The 23,511-nt window shown below is 56.1% G+C and carries 17 protein-coding genes and 2 tRNA genes; 7 read left to right on the top strand and 12 right to left on the bottom strand.

Features of this window, described 5'->3' with window-relative positions; genetic code table 11:
- Positions 1-408 precede the first annotated feature (408 nt).
- A complete protein-coding gene (gene gltA, locus MHM85_RS04060) occupies positions 409-1,695 on the top strand; it encodes a citrate synthase (RefSeq protein ID WP_139525436.1) in 1,287 nt (428 codons plus the stop codon).
- Positions 1,696-1,794: 99 nt separating this feature from the next.
- Positions 1,795-2,676, top strand: a complete 882-nt coding sequence (locus MHM85_RS04055; protein WP_139525435.1) for an NAD(P)-dependent oxidoreductase — start codon at positions 1,795-1,797, stop codon at positions 2,674-2,676.
- A 375-nt stretch (positions 2,677-3,051) separates the two neighbouring features.
- Here the strand turns inward: MHM85_RS04055 and MHM85_RS04050 are convergent.
- The 3 genes from MHM85_RS04050 to gltX all read right to left on the bottom strand — a co-directional run bounded on the left by MHM85_RS04050 (position 3,052) and on the right by gltX (position 4,862).
- Positions 3,052-3,127, bottom strand: a tRNA-Glu gene (locus tag MHM85_RS04050).
- A gap of 51 nt (positions 3,128-3,178) precedes the next feature.
- Positions 3,179-3,254 (bottom strand) — tRNA-Ala (locus MHM85_RS04045).
- 129 nt (positions 3,255-3,383) lie between these two features.
- A complete protein-coding gene (gltX, locus tag MHM85_RS04040) occupies positions 3,384-4,862 on the bottom strand; it encodes a glutamate--tRNA ligase (protein ID WP_153842315.1) in 1,479 nt (492 codons plus the stop codon).
- Between the two features lie 286 nt (positions 4,863-5,148).
- Between gltX and MHM85_RS04035 the strand changes: the two genes are divergently transcribed.
- Entirely contained in the window at positions 5,149-5,673 is a 525-nt protein-coding gene (locus tag MHM85_RS04035) for a helix-turn-helix domain-containing protein (RefSeq protein ID WP_139525433.1), read from the top strand.
- Between the two features lie 21 nt (positions 5,674-5,694).
- On the opposite strand, the gene MHM85_RS04030 is transcribed toward MHM85_RS04035, so the two are convergent.
- A complete protein-coding gene (locus MHM85_RS04030; protein WP_139525432.1) occupies positions 5,695-6,273 on the bottom strand; it encodes a hypothetical protein in 579 nt (192 codons plus the stop codon).
- 395 nt (positions 6,274-6,668) lie between these two features.
- Between MHM85_RS04030 and dusA the strand changes: the two genes are divergently transcribed.
- Positions 6,669-7,712 (top strand): tRNA dihydrouridine(20/20a) synthase DusA, encoded by a 1,044-nt coding sequence (gene dusA / locus MHM85_RS04025; RefSeq protein WP_153842314.1) that lies wholly within the window; start codon positions 6,669-6,671, stop codon positions 7,710-7,712.
- Between the two features lie 342 nt (positions 7,713-8,054).
- Here dusA and MHM85_RS04020 read toward each other — a convergent pair whose 3' ends face one another.
- Positions 8,055-8,786 carry an SDR family oxidoreductase gene (locus tag MHM85_RS04020; RefSeq protein WP_139525379.1) on the bottom strand — a complete coding sequence of 244 codons (732 nt, stop codon included), beginning with the start codon at positions 8,784-8,786 and terminating at the stop codon, positions 8,055-8,057.
- Between the two features lie 160 nt (positions 8,787-8,946).
- On the opposite strand from MHM85_RS04020, the gene MHM85_RS04015 reads away from it, so the two are divergent.
- Positions 8,947-9,831 (top strand): AraC family transcriptional regulator, encoded by an 885-nt coding sequence (locus MHM85_RS04015; RefSeq protein WP_153842313.1) that lies wholly within the window; start codon positions 8,947-8,949, stop codon positions 9,829-9,831.
- A gap of 113 nt (positions 9,832-9,944) precedes the next feature.
- On the opposite strand, the gene MHM85_RS04010 is transcribed toward MHM85_RS04015, so the two are convergent.
- Entirely contained in the window at positions 9,945-11,399 is a 1,455-nt protein-coding gene (locus MHM85_RS04010) for a catalase (RefSeq protein ID WP_139525377.1), read from the bottom strand.
- Between the two features lie 182 nt (positions 11,400-11,581).
- Complete coding sequence (locus MHM85_RS04005) at positions 11,582-12,613, bottom strand: succinylglutamate desuccinylase/aspartoacylase family protein (RefSeq protein ID WP_139525376.1); 1,032 nt, start codon at positions 12,611-12,613, stop codon at positions 11,582-11,584.
- A 243-nt stretch (positions 12,614-12,856) separates the two neighbouring features.
- Between MHM85_RS04005 and MHM85_RS04000 the strand changes: the two genes are divergently transcribed.
- Both MHM85_RS04000 and MHM85_RS03995 read left to right on the top strand, forming a co-directional pair.
- A complete protein-coding gene (locus tag MHM85_RS04000; protein ID WP_139525375.1) occupies positions 12,857-13,468 on the top strand; it encodes a TetR family transcriptional regulator in 612 nt (203 codons plus the stop codon).
- Positions 13,469-13,538: 70 nt separating this feature from the next.
- Complete coding sequence (locus MHM85_RS03995; protein ID WP_139525374.1) at positions 13,539-14,462, top strand: alpha/beta hydrolase; 924 nt, start codon at positions 13,539-13,541, stop codon at positions 14,460-14,462.
- 9 nt (positions 14,463-14,471) lie between these two features.
- Here the strand turns inward: MHM85_RS03995 and MHM85_RS03990 are convergent, their stop codons facing one another.
- The 5 genes from MHM85_RS03990 to MHM85_RS03970 all read right to left on the bottom strand — a co-directional run bounded on the left by MHM85_RS03990 (position 14,472) and on the right by MHM85_RS03970 (position 23,456).
- Positions 14,472-15,146, bottom strand: a complete 675-nt coding sequence (locus MHM85_RS03990; protein ID WP_139525373.1) for a hypothetical protein — start codon at positions 15,144-15,146, stop codon at positions 14,472-14,474.
- A 211-nt stretch (positions 15,147-15,357) separates the two neighbouring features.
- Positions 15,358-18,546, bottom strand: a complete 3,189-nt coding sequence (locus MHM85_RS03985) for an efflux RND transporter permease subunit (protein ID WP_139525372.1) — start codon at positions 18,544-18,546, stop codon at positions 15,358-15,360.
- Positions 18,546-19,814 (bottom strand): efflux RND transporter periplasmic adaptor subunit, encoded by a 1,269-nt coding sequence (locus MHM85_RS03980; protein ID WP_139525371.1) that lies wholly within the window; start codon positions 19,812-19,814, stop codon positions 18,546-18,548. Before MHM85_RS03980 ends, MHM85_RS03985 begins: the two co-directional genes overlap by 1 nt.
- A 65-nt stretch (positions 19,815-19,879) precedes the next feature.
- Positions 19,880-21,349, bottom strand: coding sequence for a TolC family outer membrane protein (locus tag MHM85_RS03975; RefSeq protein WP_239285088.1), 1,470 nt, complete (start codon positions 21,347-21,349; stop codon positions 19,880-19,882).
- A gap of 148 nt (positions 21,350-21,497) precedes the next feature.
- Positions 21,498-23,456: a sigma 54-interacting transcriptional regulator gene (locus MHM85_RS03970; RefSeq protein WP_176558194.1), complete on the bottom strand. Its 1,959-nt coding sequence runs from the start codon at positions 23,454-23,456 to the stop codon at positions 21,498-21,500.
- Between the last annotated feature and the right edge of the window lie 55 nt (positions 23,457-23,511).

Here is a 23,511-nt window from a genome sequence, read left to right as displayed (position 1 = left end):
GGCCGTTGCCAAGTCGGGCACGACCACCTACCTGCCGGTCGCGCGCCGTGGATTATAAGAACCTTAGCCCCTGCTGACAAACCGATCTCAGGCTTAACTCGACCATGGTGCAAGAAAAATGCCGCCTACCCGAGTCGATTTTGCGATGCAGCATGGTTATAGTGACAGGAGATTGATGGTTTGATAAGCCTGTTAACGTATCGTCAATCCTCTGGCACTTCGCTACTATGAACACCTCATTTATCATATACAAAAATTGTTCATAACAACAATCTCTGTACAAGCATAGCTAGCGCTTAGGCTAATTGACAAAATGTCGCACACTTCTATAGTGGGCAAGCCTTTTCGCCGGCGCGGTATGCGAAACAACGACTTTACGTCCCAAACCGAATTCGAAAGGAGGCCAGCATGGCTGACAGGAAAGCGACATTGACGGTAGACGGTCTCGACAAAACGATCGAGCTACCCATGTATTCCGGCACACTTGGCCCCGACGTCATCGACGTGCGCGGCTTAGGCGCCGAAGGCCTGTTTACCTACGACCCCGGCTTTATGGCCACCTCTTCCTGCCAATCTGCCATCACCTATATCGATGGCGGCAAGGGCGTACTGCTGCACCGCGGTTACCCCATTGATCAACTGGCGAAAGAGTCGAACTTTGTAGAAGTTTGCTACACCCTGCTGTTTGGTGAGCTGCCCAACGACGAGCAGTACGCTGATTTCGAATCACGTATTCGCAATCACACCATGGTGCACGACCAGATCAACAACTTTTTCAAAGGGTTCCGCCGTGACGCGCACCCAATGTCGATTCTGTGCGGTGTCGTGGGCGGCCTAGCAGCCTTCTACCACGATCACATGGACATCACTCAGGAAGAAGACCGCGTCATCAGCGCGATCCGTTTGATCGCCAAGATGCCGACCCTGGCCGCCATGTCGCACAAGTACAATGTGGGCCAACCGTTCAATTATCCGCGCAACGATCTGAGCTATGCAGAGAATTTCCTCTACATGATGTTCAGCAACCCGTGCGAAGAGTACAAAATCAACCCGGTATACGCGAAAGCCATGGACCGCATCTTCATGCTGCATGCGGACCACGAGCAAAACGCCTCTACCTCTACCGTTCGTCTGGCAGGCTCAACTGGCGCCAACCCGTTTGCCTGTATCAGCGCGGGCATTGCGGCCTTGTGGGGTCCTGCGCATGGCGGTGCCAACGAGGCCGTGCTCAACATGCTGGACGAAATCGGCGACGATTCCGAAGAGAACATTCAGCGCTTCGTGGATAAAGCGAAAGACAAGAACGATCCCTTCAAACTGATGGGCTTCGGTCATCGCGTCTACCGCAACTTCGACCCACGCGCCAAAGTGATGAAAGAGACCTGCGACGAAGTACTGGCCGAGCTCGGCATGGCCGACGACCCGCAGCTCAAAATCGCCAAGCGCCTGGAGCAAATCGCACTCGAAGATGAATACTTCATCGAGCGCAAACTGTATCCGAACGTCGATTTCTACTCAGGCATCATTCTGAAAGCCATGGGCATTCCGACCAACATGTTCACCGTGATCTTTGCGGTGTCGCGTACCATTGGTTGGATCTCCCACTGGCATGAAATGCTCAGCGAAAGCTACAAAATCGGCCGCCCGCGCCAGCTGTACGTCGGTCACGAAAAACGTGACTATCCCAGCAAGTGATTTGGCAGCTAACGCGCTAATGCATGCATAGGATGACGAAGGCCACCCACGGGTGGCCTTTTGTTTGCTCGTACTTCCTACCAACAACAAAGGTGCTTTATGCAATCTATCAAAACCGTTGCGTTTATCGGCCTTGGCGTCATGGGCTACCCGATGGCCGGCCACCTCGCCAAGCAGGGCCTCACCACGCGGGTTTACAACCGCACCGCAAGCAAGTCAGAAGCATGGGCTAACGCCTTTGGCGGCACGGCTCACGCGACACCCGCCGAGGCAGCCCAGGGGGCCGATTTGGTATTGGTGTGTGTCGGCAACGATGACGATGTGCGCCAAGTGACCATGGGCAGCGATGGTGTACTGAGCACCATGACCAGCGGGAGCTACCTCGTCGATCACACCACCGCGTCAGCGGATTTAGCGCTGGAGCTGGATGCTGCCTGTCGAGAAAATGGCGTAGCGTTTATTGACGCCCCCGTGTCAGGCGGCCAGCAAGGTGCCGAGAACGGCGCACTGACCATCATGTGCGGCGGCGAGCAAGCGCATTTTGATGCCGTCGCCCCTTTCCTGAATCATTACGCACGTGCCGTCACGCTCATGGGCGCTGCCAGCAGTGGTCAGCTCACCAAAATGGTGAATCAGATCTGCATTGCAGGCTTGGTACAAGGCTTGGCGGAAGGCCTGCACTTTGCTGAGCAAGCCGGACTCGATCAGCACCAAGTCATCGACGTCATTTCCAAAGGCGCTGCAGGGTCTTGGCAGATGGAGAACCGTCATAAAACAATGATTGCTGATGAGTATAACCATGGTTTCGCGGTGGACTGGATGCGCAAGGATCTGGGGATATGCCTCGAGCAAGCGCGACGGTTAGACGCCACCCTTCCTGTCACGGCGTTGGTCGACCAATTCTATGCGGACGTACAGCGTATGGAAGGCGGCCGCTGGGACACGTCATCGCTACTAAAACGGCTGCGCAAACCTGAATAACGCTTGACTTTTTGGCACTCGCTGCCTAGCCAGGGTTTTCCACACTATCTGTGGATAACCCTGTTCACAACCACTAGAAAACGCCCCACAATCGCCATGAACAGTGACTCAACCTTAAATTGGTTATTTTTTAACCTAATATAACTGATTGATTTTAAAGAGCTTACGCTAAATTGCTGATTTTTTGCTTCATCTTTATGTGGTTGTGCACAACCCGATCCTCCAAGTTACAAAAGTGGACAAGTCAAGCACAATATGGACAAAAAACGCGTGAAATAGACGCAAGTTCTAGACAACGGGAATGCAAAAAAGGCAAGTGAGAAGACTCATTGCTATTCGCGAATCGAAATGATTTAAGGAGAGAAACAAAGAGAGTGGCGTCCCATAGGGGGTTCGAACCCCTGTTCCCGCCGTGAAAGGGCGGTGTCCTAGACCACTAGACGAATGGGACGTTGTCAGACCTTAGATATCTTGGACAATCAACATCAGGGATGGCTGATATTGGTGGAGCCTAGCGGGATCGAACCGCTGACCTCAACACTGCCAGTGTTGCGCTCTCCCAGCTGAGCTAAGGCCCCACATGTCGCGAAGACGGAGCGTATATTACTGATTCGCCTGATCTTCGTCAAGCCTATTTCCCGAAGAAAACGCCACGCGTTCATAACTAGACCGCGCGACGCTCTCTCCATTTTCATACCAGGGGTCAATTACAGATCGCGGTACTCTTTTTCAAACCGCTTCGCTTGCTTTTTGGAAACACCCCCTAACACGTCAATAGCGTTACGCAACCGCGCACGTGTCACATCGGAGCCCAAGATAGCCATCGCATCCATCACCGAGGTACTGGACGCACTTCCGGTGATGGCAATGAACACCGGTGCCAAGAACACTTTCATTTTGAGCTCGAAGTGCTCTGACAATGTTTTCACCTCGGCCAGAAGTGCGTCTTTATGCCAAGCAGAAACGGCCTCGAAACGCCAAACCAGGAATTGCAGCAGCTTGACGAGTTCTTCGTCGTCCAGCTTTACGCTATCAAAGTCATCTTTACTGATCGCTGGCAAACCTGAGAAGAAATGGCCAGCGAGCGGTACGACCTGAGAAAGCGTCTCTATCCGTGGACGCACTTGCGGCAAAATCTGTTTAACGTACGCATCGTTGAACGCCCATTCGCGCAGCGCCTGAAGCAGGGCGTCGTCATCCAAATCTTCTCGAATGTAAACGCCGTTTAGCCACGTTAACTTCTCCAGATCGAACACGGGACCACCGAGGGAGACGCGCTGAATATCGAATTCCGCCATCATTTCTGACAGGCTGAATTTTTCACGCTCGTCGGGCATCGACCAGCCCATGCGCCCTAGGTAGTTGGTAACGGCCTGGGGTAAAAACCCCATGCGACGATAGTAGTTGATCGATGTGGGATTCTTACGCTTGGAGAGCTTGGACTTATCCGGATTACGCAGCAACGGCATATGGCAGAGCTGCGGCATTTCCCAGCCAAAGTACTCATATAGCAGTTGGTGCTTCGGCGCGGAGTTGATCCACTCTTCACCACGCAGTACGTGAGTAATGCCCATCAGATGGTCATCCACCACGTTCGCCAGATGATAGGTGGGCATACCGTCTGACTTCATCAGAATCTGCGCATCGACCTGCGCCCAATCGACCTCGATCGTGCCGCGCAACATGTCGCTCACCACACACACACCCTCGCTGGGTACGTGCATACGAATGACGTACGGCCAGCCTTCTTGCTCACGGCGTGCCTGCTCGTCGACGTCCAAGGCTAGATCGGCTGGCTTCAGCGCTAAGTGTAGGCCCGCCTCTTTGCGAGACTCACGCAGTTCGTCCAACTCTTCGCTGGTGCGGTAACATTTGAAAGCATGACCAGCATCCAGCAGCCGCTGGGCGTGCATCGCATAGATATCGCCACGTTCGCTTTGGCGATAAGGGCCATGTGGGCCACCAACGTCAGGACCTTCATCCCACTCCAACCCCAGCCAGCGCAAGGAATCCAAAATCATCTGTTCGGACTCGGGAGTCGAACGCACCCGATCGGTATCTTCGATACGCAGAATGAACTGCCCGCCGTGCTGACGAGCAAAGCAGAGATTGAACAACGCAATATAAGCAGTACCTACGTGCGGATCGCCTGTAGGAGAAGGCGCGATACGAGTGCGAACGGTCATCAACGGATCCTTTTGGCAATTAAGCGTGGCGCCATTATACGCACCCTTAGATCAACCAACAGCCTCCATAAGGGAACGAGTTTGGCTTAAAAGCGTCTGAACGAGTGCTCAAGGATCGTCGATAGGAAGATGCGCGCTAATGCACAATCGCTTAGTATGACGCAGTACCTATGATTCGTGTTCGTACATGAGAAAACATTGCGTCTTTCTCAGTATGATCAGAGCGCCACCTTGCGGGTGGAAGTACATTCAACGAGCTGATTCAGCTCATCGACAGGAAAATGAAATGGAATCGCTAGGCTCACGTATCAAGCAACTGCGGCTTAGGGCCAAGCTCAACAAGGCTGCCCTTGCACGTAAAGTTGGCGTGTCAGATGTCACCATTTCTTACTGGGAGTCCGGGGCGATTAAACAGATCGGCCACGAGCGTCTAGTGGCGCTCGCCGATGCCCTCGATTGTTCGCTGGCTACCCTGCTAGAAGGTGATAGTGCACCTCAACTGTTAACCCTGAGCCATACGGGTCCCCTCCCCTGGGAACAGGTTCAGGCCACGACCATTACCGTGCCGCATCATCTGCCGTTGAAGATCGACTGGAAAGCGCCCTGCGTGATGGCGACCCCGGGCAAAGACACGGATTTTTCACCCATTGCATCCGGGGATTTACTCCTGCTCGGCCCAACACATGTGTTCCATAAGGCGGGCCATTACTTGGTCCAGCGGGATAACCGCTTCGTGATCGAACACTTTGCGAAAGCGCCAAGTGACATCTCTATCCATGCCGTATTACTGGCACACTGGTGTCCTGCCTAAAGCAACTACCTCCCCATCCCTTTAGTTGTCCTCAATCACCTCCACCTGGTCGCGCGTCCGTCTTGGTTCATTGCCAATCAAGAAACGGCGCGAGTAGGTGGCTATCTGCCCTAGACCGTGGCGGGATTGGCTGACCAGCTCTCCCGCCAAGTATTCGCCTTCTCCACCAATGCGTTCCTGCACGCTTTCTGGCTGAACGGCAGCCTCACCTAACTGTACCGTAACCCAATAGCCCCCATCCGGTAGGCCGCTGCCAGAACCAAAGGGCCCCGCTTCGAATTTACCGTCCATCACTCGCGTACGCGCTTGCCAACGGACGCGGCTTAGCTCCCGCTCGATAATCACCTGCACTTGGGCGTTATCCGGCAAATTGGTGTCGCCTTCTACCATTAGGCGGCGATCGGGACGCAGTGACGCTGACGTCGAAATAACGACTTCCAGGGGCTCCACCTGCTGCGTTGGCGGTTCCGGCTCAGAGGCGCGCTCTTCGGCCACGGAGTTAGGCTGGGTTTGTGAGACCTCTTCCTCCGGCCCGCTGCACCCGCTCAATAGCAGGGCCCCGACTAACGCCACGCCAACATAACCGAGCGTCTTCCCCATAACGACTCCTCATCTTAATGTGCCACGCCTGCCTACCCAGCGTTGACTCTCACCATACCTTTTTTTGACCACAAAATACGCAAAGTGATGCAGGGGTTTATAAGAACTGATGAGGGCTGCGCGATGATTGAGACAGACCTCTCACCCCTCCTTAGAGACGCCATGCCTCTCCAATGGGGTCCACAGTGTTAGGACCTCAACAGTCGTACAGAGATAGCTTAGCTTTGTACTGTTCATAGCTTCTTGCGTACAATCGCACGCCAACGATGCCCCTTCGAATACATAGCCATGGTGCACCACCGCTTTTCGTTACACGGCAAGAAACTTGCTATTGGAACATTAGTGGTACATAGAGCATGACTTATAGATAGCATCTTATGATGCAAGTGATTGATATGAATAAACAAAGCCCAGCAGACATGGCACGCCGATTCTCCGTCGCGCCTATGATGGATTGGACGACCCGAGATTACCGCGCCTTCGCGCGCACGCTGACCAAGCGGGCGCTGCTATATACCGAGATGGTGACGACTGGGGCGGTGTTGCATGGTTCTCCCCGGGAGCGCTTTCTGGGTTATAGCGAGGTGGAGCATCCGATTGCACTGCAGTTGGGGGGCAGCGATGCGGGGGAACTGGCGGAGTGCGCGGCGATTGCGCAGGCGTGGGGTTATGATGAGGTCAATCTGAACGTTGGCTGCCCCAGCGACCGGGTACAGAACAACATGATTGGCGCGTGTCTGATGGGCCACCCAGAGAAAGTAGCGGCGGCGGTGAAAGCCATGCAGGCGGCGGTGTCGATTCCGGTCACGGTGAAGTGCCGCATCGGCATCAATGATCAGGATGAAGATACAGATTTAGCACGATTTATCGATATCTTGGCCTCGGCGGGCTGTGAGGTGTTTACCGTACACGCCCGCAAGGCGTGGCTGCAGGGGCTGTCGCCGAAAGAGAATCGCGATATTCCGCCGCTGAATTATCCCCGCGTGCACCGGCTGAAGCAGAGCTATCCTGAGCTGCACATCGGCATCAACGGCGGCATTAAAACGCTTGGAGAGTGCCAAGCGCAGCTTGAGCACGTAGATAGCGTGATGGTAGGTCGTGAGGCGTACCAAAACCCGTGGTTACTGGCGAGTGTGGATAAGCAGATTTTTGGGAAGTCTGGCCCTGCGCGTACGCGATTGGAAGCAGCCACGGCGTTTCGCCCGTACATTCAGCAGCGGCTGGATGAAGGGGCCAAGCTGAATCATATCACTCGGCATCTGCTTGGGCTGTTTCAGGGCTGTCCTGGCGGGCGTCGGTTCCGTCGCCACCTGTCGGAGCATGCGCACAAAGAGGGTGCAGGCTTACGTTTGTTTGATGATGCGCTCGGCTTGGTTCGCGAGCCTAAGTTTGAAGCGGAGTCTATCGAAGAGCATAAGACCAGCCAGCTTTTGTTCTAACACATCCAGGGGAGTTGAAACCTGCAGCGCTAAATCGTGCGCCGCCTCTGTAGGCTCGATACCTCGGGCTTTTCGTTCAAACAGCGCCACACCTAATTGATGGTGCTAACCTCATCGTCGCAGTGGCAAATTTTGACGGTAAGCCGTGGGATATTTTGGCTAAAGGCGCCTCTTTCGTGTAAGCCTTGCCAATAAGTTCAGTACTAACGTTGCTAGCTACCGGCGCTGATGAATGCGCAGCGTGAGCAAAAACGGCTGCAGCACCTCTCGAAGAAGACCCCGGTGCGCAGCTCAACTGCGCGGCCGGGGTTTTAATTTACCGGTTGCGTAAACAGATAAACCTTAGTAGCCAGATTGCGTTGGCTGAATAATTATTTCATCGATATTTACATCATCCGGTTGCACTATGGCGTAGGCAATGGCATTTGCTATCGCGTCAGGCTTCAGCGCTACCTGACGAAAATCTTCCAGCCAGGCTTTAGTTGCGGTGTCTGTGGTGGTGTGCGCCAACTCGCTTTCGACTACACCCGGCGAAATAGTGGTAACCCTGACTTTTTTTGTTTCCATCCGCAGACCATCGGAGATAGCACGTACTGCAAACTTAGTTCCGCAGTACACTGCAGCTGTCGGAAATACACTGTGGGCAGCTATAGACGCAGTATTGATTATATGCCCGCCACGCTGCTCCATCACGCTGAGCACAGACTCAATGCCGTTTAATACCCCTTTAATGTTCACGTCTATCATTCGGTTCCACTCATCTGCTTTCAGCGCCGCCATGGGTGACAGCGGCATTAAGCCAGCGTTGTTCACCAAAACATCAACCGGGCCGAACTCTTCGCTGACAGCCGCCACTACCGCCTTAAAGTTATCGCGTGATGTGACATCAAGCGTATAAGCTTTCGCCTTACCACCTGCTTGCTTAATTCTCTGAGTTAATGCTTCAAGCCGATCAGTACGGCGCGCTGCTACCAGCACGGTGTGCCCGGCGTTAGCTAATATTTCAGCGGTGGCTTCACCAATACCGCTGCTGGCACCGGTGACCAGAACAACTCTAGGTTTGATAGCGCTCATAACAAAATCCTTTGTAAATAAAGAAAATAATGCTGCTTTTATACGGGCTAACCCGATGCCTGTTATGTTAAAAGCATGAAGGACTGTTATGGATACCCAAAAATACGCTATGATTGCCTGATTATCCAACCTAAGTCAGAGGGGGGGGGGGGGTGGAGAGATGATTCACAGTACTCTGAAACGACAACTGTTGCCGCTGGTCCAGCAAGTTGCCGTTAATGAAGGGCTAAACAGCACCGCTTTACCTAATGTATTTTGTTACAAAGTTCGCAGCTCTCAGGTCACGATGCCAGCGGTGTATGAACCCTGTCTATGTATTATCGTGCAGGGCCGCAAAAACGTAATGCTTGGCACCGATATACTAAGTTATGGCGAACTGGAGTTTCTGGTGGCCTCGGTCGACTTACCCATTCTTGGTACCGTGGTAGAAGCATCAGAGCAGCAGCCGTATTATGTTATCCAGATTAATATTGATGTCAGGATACTGTCAGAATTACTGCTACAGATGGAACATTTGGCCGTTGCAAACCGCAAAGCCGAAAGTGGATTGTTTATCGGCCAGGTTGACCCACAAATGGGCGATAGCCTGCTGCGTTTATTAACATTAATGCAAGTGACAGACGATATTCCGGTACTTGGCGAAAGCCTAGTCCGCGAGATGCACTATCGTATGCTGCGTAGCAACTACGGCAAAGAAATTGCTCAGATCTCATTAAAAGGCACGCCAACTCAGCGCATTTCGGTTTCTATTCAAAAATTACGCCGGGACTACGATCAAACCGTCACCATAGAGGAACTGGCGGCGATGGCTGGAATGAGCGTGTCGTCTTTTCATGCCCATTTTAAAGCGGTAACCAACATGAGTCCGTTGCAGTTTCAGAAGTCAGTCCGGTTGGTCGAAGCGCGTAGTTTGATGATTGCGCAGCATTTGGATGCGGCCAGCACAGCATATAAGGTAGGTTACGAAAGCCCCTCGCAGTTCAGCCGCGAATATGCACGCATGTTTGGCAACCCGCCAGCACGTGATATTGCCAGGATTAGGTAATAGCCAAGTATTAGGGGAAATAAATCAGACATGCTAAATGGTGCCCGGGCCAATGGGCTGACAGTTTAGCTAACGCCCAACGATGTTATCGTTGGGCGTTGTCGTTTACGGGGCTACTGCGCGCGAACGCCTTGCTCGATACGCTCGCCCACCTCTTGGTCGATGTTGCGCCAATACTCAAACGCGCGCTCCAACACCGGCTCGGTGACGCCACCGGAAAGGTGCCCCACCACGTTGGAAACCAACCGGTCACGCTGGGCATCGTCCATCACCTCACGCACCAGGGTGTGCGCTTGGCTCCAGTCGTCGTCATCTTTGCGCAGCGTGTACGCGGCGCGTACGAATTGCCCATCCGTCGACCACACCGCATCTTCCGGGTAGCGCTGCCCATCTGCTTTGGGGCCGCCTTTGCTATTGGGGGTGTAGACAGGATCAGTGGCGTGGCGAATGCGCATGGCGCCACCCTGACCATAGCTATGCACAGGGCATTTGGGGGTATTCACGGGGATATGCTTGTAGTTTACCCCTAACCGTGCGCGGTGGGCATCCGCATAGGAAATGGAGCGAGCCAGCAGCATTTTATCCGGCGACAGCCCGGTGCCGGGCACCATGTTGTTGGGTTCGAACGCGGCCTGCTCGATTTCGCTATGGAAATCGGTAGGGTTACGGTCGAGCGTCAGTTTACCCACTTCGATCAAGGGGTAATCTTTGTGTGACCACACTTTGGTAAGATCGAAGGGATTAACGCGATAGATCTTGGCATCCTCGAACGGCATGATCTGCATGTGCAACGTCCAGGTGGGGTAATCGCCGCGCTTGATGGCCTCGAACAGGTCGCGGCGGTGGTAATCCGCATCGCTACCGGCCATCTGGTCGGCCTGCTCTTGAGTCATGCATTTGATGCCTTGATCGGTTTTGAAGTGGTACTTCACCCAGAACCGTTCGCCCTCATCGTTTACCCACATATAGGTGTGGCTGGAGTAGCCGTTCATGTGCCGCCAGGTGGCGGGAACGCCGCGGTCGCCCATGAGCCAAGCCACTTGGTGAGCAGATTCAGGCACCAGCGTCCAAAAATCCCACTGCATGTCGTGATCGCGCAGGCCATTATCGGCGCGGCGCTTTTGAGAATGGATGAAGTGCTGGAACTTCATTGGGTCGCGTACAAAGAACACGGGGGTGTTGTTACCCACCATGTCGAAGTTACCTTCTTCGGTGTAGAACTTGATCGAGAAGCCGCGCGGATCGCGCCATGTATCCGGGCTACCGCTCTCCCCTGCTACGGTGGAAAAGCGAATGAGGACATCGGTCTTCGTGCCTGGCTGCAGAAATTTTGCTTTGGTGTATTGGCTAACGTCTTGAGTGACTTCGAAGTGACCAAAAGCGCCACTGCCTTTCGCATGGGGCTGCCGGTCGGGAATCATTTCCCGGTTAAACGCCGCCATTTGCTCCATCAGGTAGTGATCGTGCATCACGATCGGACCATCCGCGCCTACCGACAGCGAATGCTCATCGCTCGCTACCGGAATACCTGCTTCATTGGTGGTGGGATGCTGGCTACCACTACTCATTGCTCTTCCTCCTTGTCACACTCGACATGGCACGGTCTGTACCACTGGAAATCACCGCTACTGCTTTTTAACGTAAGCTAAAACGGCATCCACACAGGTATAGTCAACAAGCCAGCATCGCGCCATCCATGGCGCTGGTTATAGGGCTATTGCTTTAATAGCTGTTAACTATCGAGGTAACGTCAATACAGCGCGTCTGGTGGAGGCGTCAGGCTGGACTGAAAGCTTTCGATGGCCGTCTCGGCTTCTTCGATCTCATCGAAACGGGCAATGTGGTAAAGCGCCTCTCCTTCGTTGGCAAGCGGTAAGCGGCTCATGCCGATGACGATGCCGTCCGCCATGGCGCGCACTTCGTCTTCATCGTTGCCGAATGGATCTGCCACTTTGCCAAGCACCTCGCCTTTGGCCACTCGCGCCCCCAAGCGCACCTTGGGGCGCAAGATGCCGTCGATGGGTGCGCGCGCCCAGCTTGAGCCATTGGCCAGTTCGGCCGGAGCCGGGGCACGGCGACGCTGCTCGCCTGTGAGCATGCCCAAGCGGCGCATGACGCGCAGCACGCCTTGCACCCCTGGGACAATGGCCCATTCATCGAAGCGCAGCGCTTCACCCGCCTCATAGGTGAGCACCGGAATACCGCGGCTTTGGGCGTAATGACGCAGGCTGCCTTCGCGTAGTTCCGCATTCAAAATAACCGGCGCACCAAAGGCGTCTGCCATGCGCTCGGTTTCGCTGCCCGTACTTAGCTGTGCACGGATTTGCGGCAAGTTCGTGCGGTGAATGGCGCCGGTATGCAGGTCAATGATATGGGTGGCGTGATCGACGATCTCATCGCGAAACAGCGCCGCGATTCGGCCGCCCAGCGAACCTTTTTCGCTACCAGGGAAACAGCGGTTCAAGTCGCGACGGTCAGGCAGGTAACGCGTCTGTTGGAGAAAGCCGAAAACATTGACCACCGGCACCGCAATCAGCGTACCACGCAGGCTATTGATCGTCTTCGAGCGCAGCAAACGGCGGACGATCTCCACACCATTGATCTCATCGCCATGAATCCCTCCACACACTAACATTACCGGCCCCTCTTTGCGGCCATGAACCACTTCGACCGGAATATGCAGCGGCGTATGGGTATACAGGCGCGCCACCGGCACGTCGATCTGTAAACGTTGCCCAGGCATCACGGTATGCCCAGCTAGGGAGAAAGGAGCTCGCGCCATGGCCATTCCTTATACATGCAGGGAGACATAGCCTGATACGCCATTTCTAAGTGGCACCAGGGCTTTGAAAGGTTTTAAAACAGTGTTTTAAAATGAAATCATATCCGTTTTCAACCATTAAGTAACGTGCTTGATAACCTAGATTATCAACTTATACCCATTATCCATACAGTTTTGAATGTAAAAAGGCACCACATCAGATAAAATAACGCCATTGTGTATCGAGAGTGAGGTAATGGTTTCATGGCAAGAAAAACCAAAGCGGAGGCTGCTGCAACTCGCGAAGCGCTGTTGGATGCTGCTGAAGAGGTGTTTTTCGCAAAAGGCGTTGCGCGCACGTCATTGGAGCAAATTGCTCGCCATGCTGGCCTTACCCGAGGTGCCGTTTATTGGCACTTCAAAAACAAGGGTGACCTCTTCATGGCGCTGGTACAGCGGGTGCGCATGCCATTTCAGTCGTTGATGGAAGAGGTCAATAACGCCGACCCCACGGTGTCACCACTCGATGCCATCCGTCTTGCCTGCCATGCGGGCCTGAACCGTTTGGAGCAGCCCTCTCACCAGCGCATCCTATCGATTCTGCTGCATCGCTGTGAGTTCTTTAGCGACATCAATCCCATCGAAATGCAGGATGAAATTGCCGAAGAATGCTTCGACGAGATGCTTCTGGTGTTTCAGCTCGCCCAACAGCAGCAGCTATTACGCGATGATATAACACCGGAGATTGCCACGAGGCTCATGCAGGCTACTCTTGGCGGCCTGTTTCACGACTGGCTACGTAATCCCGATGCGTTTTCCCTACGCGAGCGCGGCGGAGAGTTGATTGACGCTTTAATGGCCATGCTCCACCGCTGAGGTGACTCCCCTCTCTGTTGCACTGCAGCAAATCGCCTATACTGGAGCTATCTCATGAAAGGAGCCCAGTATGGATGCTTTGGAATTTATCCGCGTGCGCGAGTTGGACGTGGCCGTACGCATTTGGAACCCAAAAGCAACGCGCACTCTGATCGCTTGGCACGGGCTTGCCCGCCACGGCGGTGACTTCGCCGCCCTGGCGAGAGAGCTGGGCAGCGAGTGGCGCATCATCGCCCCAGACACTCCGGGTCGCGGACTCTCCAGCTGGTCGCTGTTTCCCGCCCATGACTATCTCTACAGTCACTACATCACCATTGCCGTTGCGTTGCTGGATCATTACGAGCTCGATCAGGTGGACTGGCTGGGGACGTCCATGGGCGGCCTGCTGGGCATGTTGATCGCAGCAGACGCACAGCACCGCTCGCGCATTTCACGGCTGATACTCAACGACGTGGGGCCCGAGCTGAATAAAGAGGGGCTGATCGCCTTGTCGAGCTACTTTGGCGTGACGCATCGGTTCAACAACTTTGCCGACTTAAAAGCAGAACTTACCCAGCATTACGCCAGTTTTGGTATCACCTGCGAGGAGGAGTGGCGAGAGCTGGCCTTGAACAGCGCTCGCCGCCTGCCCGACGGCAGTTGGACCTACCACTTCGACCCGCGTATCGGCGAACAGTTTATCCACGACACACCCAGAGACACCTGGGCCGACTGGGCCAACATTCGCTGCCCGCTGATGGTGATTCGCGGAGAGACATCGACCCTATTGGATGCCGAGACGCTACCCAAGATGGCCGAGGTCCAGCCTACCTTGACGACCTTGACCGTCACAGGATGCGGCCACGCTCCGATGCTCAACACGCCCGAACAGGTTACGCCCATACGCCACTTCCTCGACGCGCCTGCACGCACACATCGCGAACGTGCCGCCACCGCTGCGCCCACCCTATTGAGCTGGCTGACGAGACAGTGGCAGCGCTGGTTTCATCGCTGAAGGCAGCCGTTAGGTGGAGTATCCGTTAGGATGCTGCTTGTGCTGCAAACGAAGCTTATTGATACGCACCCGTGTATCCAGATAGTGCTGCTCTAGCACGCTGCGGTATGCCCCTTCCTTGGCTAGATACTTCACCAACACACGGCGTTCACCCGGCTGCGGGCAGTCCCCGGCTTTACAGTGCAATATGACCGTACTGTTGGGCTCATTGAGCAGCGTAGCGCTGGCAGATTCGTCGTTTTGGCGCTCTGCCACCACGACGGTAGCGCCCAGCAGACAGCGACGTTTGAAGGGTTGATAACGGTGCAGCGCACGCTGCAGCGCATGGCATAAAGCGGCAGCGATGGGGGAAGCTACCGCGAGCGCAGCCCACACGACCAACACCCCGACCGGCACCCTGAGCAATCCAAGCGGCATCCATCGCAGAGCGAGCAGCTCGACGGCTAGTGATAACGCACCGGCAATGAGCATCAAGAAGCTGAGCGCCAGCGTCGCGGGTACCCCGGCAAACCCAAGCGAGACCAAGGTGCTGGCCATATGATCATCGCGTAAGCTGTCGCGCTCGAAAAGCTCTAGAGGGGCTAGTCGAATGAGTACCAGCAGCCAGTAGAGCGCCATTAGCGCCAGCAAAAAACTAAACACGACGGTAGGAAACTGCAGCGCAGCAGAGATAAGCGTTTGCATGGCGTGTCCTCCTCTGGGCGTACCCAGTCTTGTTTGCGCCTGACCCACGCTCTGATTATTGGCGTTTATTAGTACAAGCTAAAAACGGGGTCACTACTAGCGTAGCTCATCTCATTGGCTTATGAAGCGCCAGGGTCGAGGGGCAATCGGATCGGTGGCAAAAAAACGGGCGCCCTGAAAAGGGCGCCCGTCGTCAGTCAAGCCAGATACATTAACCGTTATCGTGGCCAAGTTCCGCCTGCGATTGGCGGTTGCCGTTCGGATGGCGCTTACGATAGAGCCAATCCGAGACCGACGCGATCATGGCGTAGAAACTGGGAATGAAGAGACTTCCCAACACCGCCACGGAGGCCATACCCACCGCTACCGTAGTACCAATGTGGTGACTGCTCACGTCACTGGCACCGGTGGCCAGCGCCAACGGTAACGTGCCGAAAATGAACGCCAATGAGGTCATGACGATCGGACGGAAGCGCAGCTCTGCTGCGGTCACCGCAGCTTCACGAATCGACTTACCCTGCTCTTTACGCTGCAGCTCGGCAAACTCGACGATCAAGATGGCGTTCTTCGCCGCCAGGCCGACCACCACCAGCATGCCGATCTGCACGTAGACACTGGTATCCAATCCGCGTAGCACGATACCCGCGATGCCGCCCAGGAAGGCGAAAGGTGTAGCGGTGAGAACCGCCAACGGCAACGACCAGCTTTCGTACTGTGCCGCCAGAATCAAGAACACCATCAAGATACCGAACACGATGGCCAGCGTGGCGGTATTACCCAGGTTGGACTCCTGATACGCCGTTCCGGTCCAGCCCATGCCCCAGTTATCGCCCAGCGTCTCTTGCACCACTTCTTCCATGGCCTCGATGGCTTGGGCCGAGCTGTAGCCGGGTGCCGGGTTACCCTGGAATTGCGCCCCCGCGTAGACCCCAAAACGCGACACCACCGCAGGTCCCGTTTGACGCTCTAGCGTGACGAACTCAGAGAGTGGAATACGCTCGCCATTACCGCCGCGCACGTAGACGTTGTTGACGTCTTCCGGTGTTTTACGGAACTCGTCCTCGTTCTGTAAGTACACCTGGAAGTTGCGGTTTTGGTAGCTAAAGTAATTCACAAACCCATTACCAAAGGTGTTCGCCAGCGCCGAATTGATGTTCTCCAGCGCAACGCCGTAGCTGAGCGCTTTTTGCTGGTCGATCTCCGCCCGGTACGAAGGCACGTTCACGTTGAACGTGGTGAACACACGGTTCAGCACCGGGTGCTGGTTCGCCGCCTGCATGATTTGCAACGAAGCTTCATACAGCTCCCGCGTGGACGCTCCGTCGAACGACTGCAAATAGCCGGTGAAGCCACCGGTCGTGGAAAGCCCCATGATCGGCGGCACGTTGAAGGCCATCGCCGAACCGCCATCGATACTGGCACCCAGTTGCATGATGCGGCCGACCAGTTCGTTAGCGGTGAGTTCACGCTCTGCCCATGGCTTCATGTTGATGAACATGATGCCGCGTGCGGTATTCACCGCACTGGAGAGAATGTCGTAACCCGCCACAGCTGAGGAGTACTCGACACCAGGGATGGCTTCGATCTGCTCGCTCAACTCGGCCATGTACGCTTGAGTACGACTCAGCGAGGCCGCATCCGGCAAAGAGATACTTGCCAAGACGATCCCCTGGTCGGTTTCTGGCACCAGCGTCGAGGGCGTATTGGCGTAGAGCCAATAAGAGCCTGCGCCCACCGCCACGGTCAACGCCAGCGCCAGCACCCAGAAACGCACCAGCTTCTTCACCACCCACATGTACACCGCGGTGAAGCCCGCAAAGAAGCGGTCGAACAGCCGCAGCGGCGTGGTAATGGCACGCTTGAACGCCGATTGCTTGGTTTTGTGCAAGTTGTGCTTGATGAAGATCGCCGACAGGGCGGGGGTGAAGGTCAACGCCATCAGCGCCGACAGCGCCACCGAGATGGCTACGGTAATCGCGAACTGCTGATAGATCTGCCCGGTGAAGCCTCCCAAGAAAGCGACCGGTACGAATACCGCCGCCATGATCAGCGAGGTCGCAATGACCGGCCCACCGACTTCCTTCATGGCTCGGATCGTCGCCTCACGAACGCTGATGTCGTCCTCTTCGCTAAGAACCCTCTCGACGTTCTCGACCACCAGTATGGCGTCATCCACCACGATGCCTATCGACAGCACCAGGGCAAATAGCGTCAGCAGGTTGATCGAGAAATCGAACAGATAAAAGCCTGCGAAGGTACCGATCACCGACACCGGCACCACCGACATGGCGATCACGGTAAAGCGCCAGTTCTGCAGGAAGATGAACAGGATCACGATGACGATCAGAAACGCTTCGATGAACGTCTTGATCACCGTTTCTACCGAGGCATCGATGAACAGCGTCGTATCGTAGGGAGTGACGTACTCGAGCCCTGGCGGGAACCGCCCGGCCAGCTCTTCCATGGTGGCACGCACCGCCTCGGCGGTTTCCAGCGCGTTGGCCCCCGGCTGCTGATTGATGATGATCGGCGTCATGGCGTCGCCGTTCAATCGTGCGTCGACGCCATAGAACGAGGCGCCCAGTTCGATACGCGCTACGTCTTGTAGGCGCAGCGACGAGCCATCGGGGTTGGTGCGAAGGAAAATCTCACGGAAATCATCGGTGCTAGTGAGTCGTCCACCGGCGGTGATCGTGTAGGTATAGGCGCGCGGGTCGCTTTGCGGCGTCGCGGCCAGGTTACCAGCGGGAATTTCGGTGTTCTGAGCACGAATGGCGCTAGCCACTTCGCTGGGCGTGAGGTCGTATTGCGCCAGCTTGTCGGGGTCCATCCATATCCGCATGGCGAACTCACCGCCGCCGAGCACCTCGGCGTTACCCACCCCTGGCACTTGGCGAAGCTCATCCAGAATGTTGAGCGTGGCGTAGTTCTGCATGTAGATCTTATCGTAATCCCCGCTTTGCGAGGTCAGCGCCACCAGCATCAAAATGGAGTCTGAGCGCAGTTCGACGGTGACCCCCTGGGACTGCACGGCCTCCGGTAGCTGCGATAGCGCCCCCTGCACACGGTTGTTGACGTTGATCGTGTTGATATCGCCATCCGTGCCGATATTGAACGCTACACTCAGACTCATGGTGCCGTTATCGGCGCTATTGGAGGTCATGTAGAGCATGTCCTCGACGCCGTTAATCGCCTCGGCGAGCGGGGCCGCCACCGTTTGCGCTACGGTTTCGGCATCCGCCCCTGGAAACTGGGCCTGTACCGATACCGTGGGCGGCACCACGCTGGGGTACTGCTCGATCGGCAGGACCCGCATGGCCATCACACCTACCAGCGTGACGATGATTGCCAGTACCGTGGCAAAAATCGGACGACTGATAAAGAAGTTAGAGAAATTCATTATTGCGCGCCCTCTTCCCCTTCAGCAGCGGGTTGCGCGCCGTCGGCTTGCTGCATTGCCTCAGCGGCTTGCGCTTCTTCCTGGGCATCTTCCTGCATCGCTTCTTCCACTACCTCAGTCGCGCTGCCGCTAAACGGCTGAGGATCGATCAAGACCCCCGCTTCCAGACCGGCAGGATCACCGACGACCACGCGATCACCAGGCTCCAGACCATCGCGGATGATTTGCCATGGGCCTGCGACTTCACCCAACTGAACGGTGCGCTCCCGGGCTTTGTTCTCGTCATCCAGCACGTATACCAAAGGCCCCATCAAGCCTTGCGTGACGGCAATTTCTGGCACGGCCAGCACGCCGAAGCGCTTCAAGCCTTCGATACGCACGCGCACGAATTGGCCTGGCAGCACTGCGCCATCGGGATTGGCAAAGGTCGCCGAGGCCTGCACGGTGCTGGTGCCGGTATCCACGCGGGAACCGAGGAAGTCCAGGCGACCTTCCAGCTCGCTGCCTTCGCTACCATCCAACCCAGGCACCCGCAGGCGAGCGGTGATTTGGGAAGCATCGCCGTCGCTGCCGAGCTGGCGACGCAGCTCGAAGGCATCACGCTGGGGCAACTGGAAGCGCACTTCCAGCGGATCCAGCGGCGTGATCGTGGCAAGCTCGGTGCCCGACGTCACCAAGTTGCCGACGTTGATCTGGCTCAAGCTGATCATGCCGGATACCGGTGCCGTCACGTTGGAGTAGCCTAAGTCCAGGTTGGCGCTGGTCAGTGCCGCCTCCGCCTGGGCAACGTTGGCCTGCGCCACGCGCTGCTCGGCAAGCGCTTGATCGTACTGCTGGCGGCTAACGGAGTTTTGGCTCAGCAGCTGCTCGAAACGCTGAGCATCGCGCTGGGCACGGGCCAGCTCGGCGCGGGCGCTTTGCAGGTCGGCTTCCCGCTGGTTGACGGTCGCCTGATACAGATCGGGCTCGATGGTATACAGACGATCGCCCTGCTCGACCATTTGACCAGGTTCGAAGTGGCGCTCTTCCAAAAAGCCGCTGACGCGTGCCACGAGCGTCACTTCACTATCGCTGCGCAACAGCGAGGGGTAGGATTTATCCAGCGGTATGTCCCGACGCGCTATCTCAGTGACCTCCACCGGGTGGGGCGGCGCTTCCTGCTGCTGGCTTTGCTGCTCTTGTGGCTGCTCCTGGCCACACGCCGTGAGCGCTAACGCGGCGATCAGCGTCACTAGACTCGCTCTACCTGAGTGAATCACTCTTTTCATGCGTCGAATTCCCATTCATTTTTCTAAACATTGACCGACCGCCAAGAAGGCATGCGCAGCGTACGTCAAGCACCTGGAGTGGGCGGTGCACCAATATCCATTGCACGCTGATACGCGTCGGGCTCATTGCTTTCCGGTAGAATAAAGTGGATGTCCTCGCCGGTGAGCCACGCGTTCACTTCTTCGATGGCCTCGACATCGAGCAGCCCTGCCTGCTGACGCAGCGACAGCAGATTCACGACATAGTCGTAACGCGCCTCGGCATAATTGGCGATGGCGTTATAGAGGTTTTGCTCGGCATTGAGCACGTCGACGATATTGCGCGTACCCACTTCGTAACCCGCGCGGGTCGCTTCCAGCGCGCTGCGGTTGGACACGATGGCCTGCTGGCGCGCTTCGACCGTTTCGACGTTGTTGCTGACCTGGGTATAGAGCGAGCGAACCTGTTGAATCGTAGTGCGGCGCTGAGACTCGAAGTCGTACTGGCTGCTCTCCAATTGGAAAGTGCCTTGTCGAATGCTGGCGCTGGTGCTGCCACCGGTATAGATCGGCACGTTCGCCGAAACACCGACCTGAGCGGAAGTGTCGTAACCGCTCACTAATTCGCTGTCGCTGTCGGCGTACTGATAGTTGGCGAACGCTTGCACGGTGGGCAAACGATCAGCACGGGCCAGCTCTACTCCCACACGAGAAACTTCGATACCCGCCTGCTGGGCAAGTACCTGGGGGTTGCGCTCCAGTGACTGTTCGACCCAGTAATCACGGTCGGTGGGCGTCGGCAGCGCGATGGGCATACTATCGCCCAGGGCTTCGATGCTGGCATAACGCTGGCCGGTAAGCTGCTCCAGCACTTCAAACGCTACTTGCAGGTTGCTCTCGGCAGCAATGCGATCGGCGCGAGATTGATCGAAGCTCGCCCGCGCCTCCTCGACTTCGGTAATCGCAATCAAACCGACCTCGAACTGCTCACGGGCCTGCTCTAGCTGACGGCCGATAGCACGCTCCTGCGCTAACCGTGCTTCCAACACTTCATGAGCGCGTAGAATATCGAAGTAGGCACTGGCCACATCGATCAACAGCTGCTGCTCGGTGGCGGCCAGCAGATAGACCTGCTGATCGATCTGACGCTCTGCCTGAGTGACTTCCTGCCGTGTCACCGCATTGAATAGAGCCTGGGTGGCTTCTAACGTCAAAGAGACCGTGTTGTAGCTATCGTCACTGACGCCGACACCCGCATTAGCCCCTGCTCCGGTACCGGCACCACGGGCCGAGCCTTGACTCTCGAACTGCTCGTTATGCACAGCGCTGCCAGAGGCGTTCACTTGAGGCAGCAGTCCACCGCGGGCGACGTCACGCGCCGCTTCGACGCTTGAAAACTCAGACCGCGCAGAGGCCAGAGCCGCATTGTTATTCAGCGCGTCACGGGTAATGGTCACCAAATCGGCCGCTTGGGCGGGCGCGATAAAGGACGCCGTGAGTACTGCCAACAATAGGGGGCGGAAGGGGGCATTGACTGCCCAGTGTGCTAGTCGCATGGGATTGCCTCTAGGTGTCAACGTAAGACGGCGCAGCAGAGCACCATTACGAAAGAGTGGCATTATAGTTACATTCATGTATGTATGCTAGACTTGAAGTTGCCTGATTTGTGTGTACAAACGGATGTCAAGCAGATCCTCCCTAACCTTAGTCCAAAGCATCGTTGGCTGACGTACTTTTGCGCTGGCGTCTGCGATATTGCCGAGGATCGATGCCCCATTTTTGCAGTCGCGAAGTGAGGGTGGTGGGCTTCATGCCCAACAGCTCAGCCGCTCCTCCCGCCCCAGACACCTTTCCGTTTGCGGCTTTCAACGCTTTTAGTGCATTGCACCGCTGCTGATGGCACAGCGCTTGCTCGGTGAGCAGGTGGTCGGGCAACTCGCTACTATCGTGCGACGTTTCGTTGAACGCCGTGTGACGAGATAGTGGCTCTACCAACAAAAGGTCATCGAAAGAGAGCCGCTGATCTTGCGTCACGATTACCTGACGCTCGATGACGTTCTCCAACTCGCGAATATTGCCGGGCCAGGGATAACGCGTGAGGACATCAAGTTGCGCAGGCGGTATTCGTACCCCAGGTTTGTTGAACTTCAGGCAGGCGCGATGCAAGAAGTGGCGGGCCAGCAGCGGCACGTCTTCGATGCGTTTGCGCAGTGGAACGGAGTCGATGGGAAAGACGTTCAATCGGAAGTAGAGATCCTCGCGAAACTGCCCGGCATCGATCATCTCTTTTAACTCACGATTGGTCGCCGCAATCACCCGCACATCCACTTCGCGGGTACGGTTATCCCCCACCCGCTCGAACTGCTGATCCTGCAATACGCGCAGCAGCTTGCTCTGCAGCTCTAATGGGATTTCCCCTACTTCATCCAGGAACAGCGTGCCGCCATGGGCCAATTCAAAGCGTCCCGGACGGTCTTGCACCGCGCCGGTAAAGGCGCCTTTCACGTGACCGAAGAACTCACTCTCGAAGAGGTCGCGGGGAATCGCGGCACAGTTCACGCGGATCAACGGCCGGTCGCTGCGAGTACTACCTGCGTGAATTGCCCGGGCAATCAGTTCTTTGCCAGTACCTGACTCGCCGCTAATCAGCACGTTAGCGCTGGTCGGCGCGACCATGGCAATCTGCTGAGTCAGCTTGGCCACCGCCGGGCTGTTGCCGACGATATTGCGGTGGTTCACTTCGGCTTTGATCTCTTCTTGCAGATACTGGTTCTCTAGCTCCAAGCGGCGTTTGAGCGACTCCACCTCTTCTAGCGCATCGCGTAGCTGCTGCTCGGCACGTTTACGCTCGCGAATATCGCGAAACAGGACCACCGCTCCCACTAATCGGCCCATTTCGAAAATCGGCGTGCTGGTGTACTCCACGGGAATGGCCTCGCCATTTTTATGCCAGAACACTTCGTCATCCACATGGTGCACTTGACCATCACTAAACGAGGCATGGATAGGGCACTGCTGGACGGGGAAGTGGCTGCCATCGGCGTGGGTATGATGAAACATCAGATGCGCATCGTGGCCCACCATATCCTCCGTACTCCAGCCAAGAATGCGCTCGGCGGCCGGATTGACGAAGGTGGTTTTGCCATCGGCATCCAGGCCGTAAATGCCCTCCCCGGCCGCGCTGAGAATCAGCTGGTTCTGCTTTTCGATACGCTCGAACACCTGCTCGACCCGCTGCCAGCCCACCTCCCCTTGCCGGTGCTGTCGGCTAAGCTCGGCCTTGGCACGACGCTGTTCGGCCTTGTTGCGATCGATCAACGTCAACAATAGCTGCGATTCGCTCTGCAAGCGTTGGCCATAGACTTCGACACGACGAGGTTGGCGGGCGCTATCCAGCAGCACTAAATCATCCGACCACCCTTGCCCGGTCGTTAGTACCTCGTCGGTAAAGCTGACCCATAGCGGCAGTGAGGCGCTCAAGCGGTGACTGAAGGGGGTGGTGAGGGTTTGATCACGCGCTAGGAGCAGCAAGTGGCAGGCGGCAGGGTTGGCATCGATCAGGGAATCGCTAAGCGGATCGACGATGATCATGGCCAGCGGCGTATGGCTGGCCATATGCGTTAAGGGCGTTTCGATGATCGAGGAGTGGGAAGTGCCACGCATCACAGGCTCCTTGGCAGCCAGCTGGACGACTCTCTTTCCATACAAACAGCGGGCC

Origin of the sequence: Halomonas sp. McD50-4 (genome assembly GCF_022348135.1) — a bacterium.
Lineage (GTDB): Bacteria > Pseudomonadota > Gammaproteobacteria > Pseudomonadales > Halomonadaceae > Vreelandella > Vreelandella piezotolerans.
Note: the sequence above shows the minus strand (reverse complement) of the source record. Positions and strands in the feature narration are given on the sequence as shown.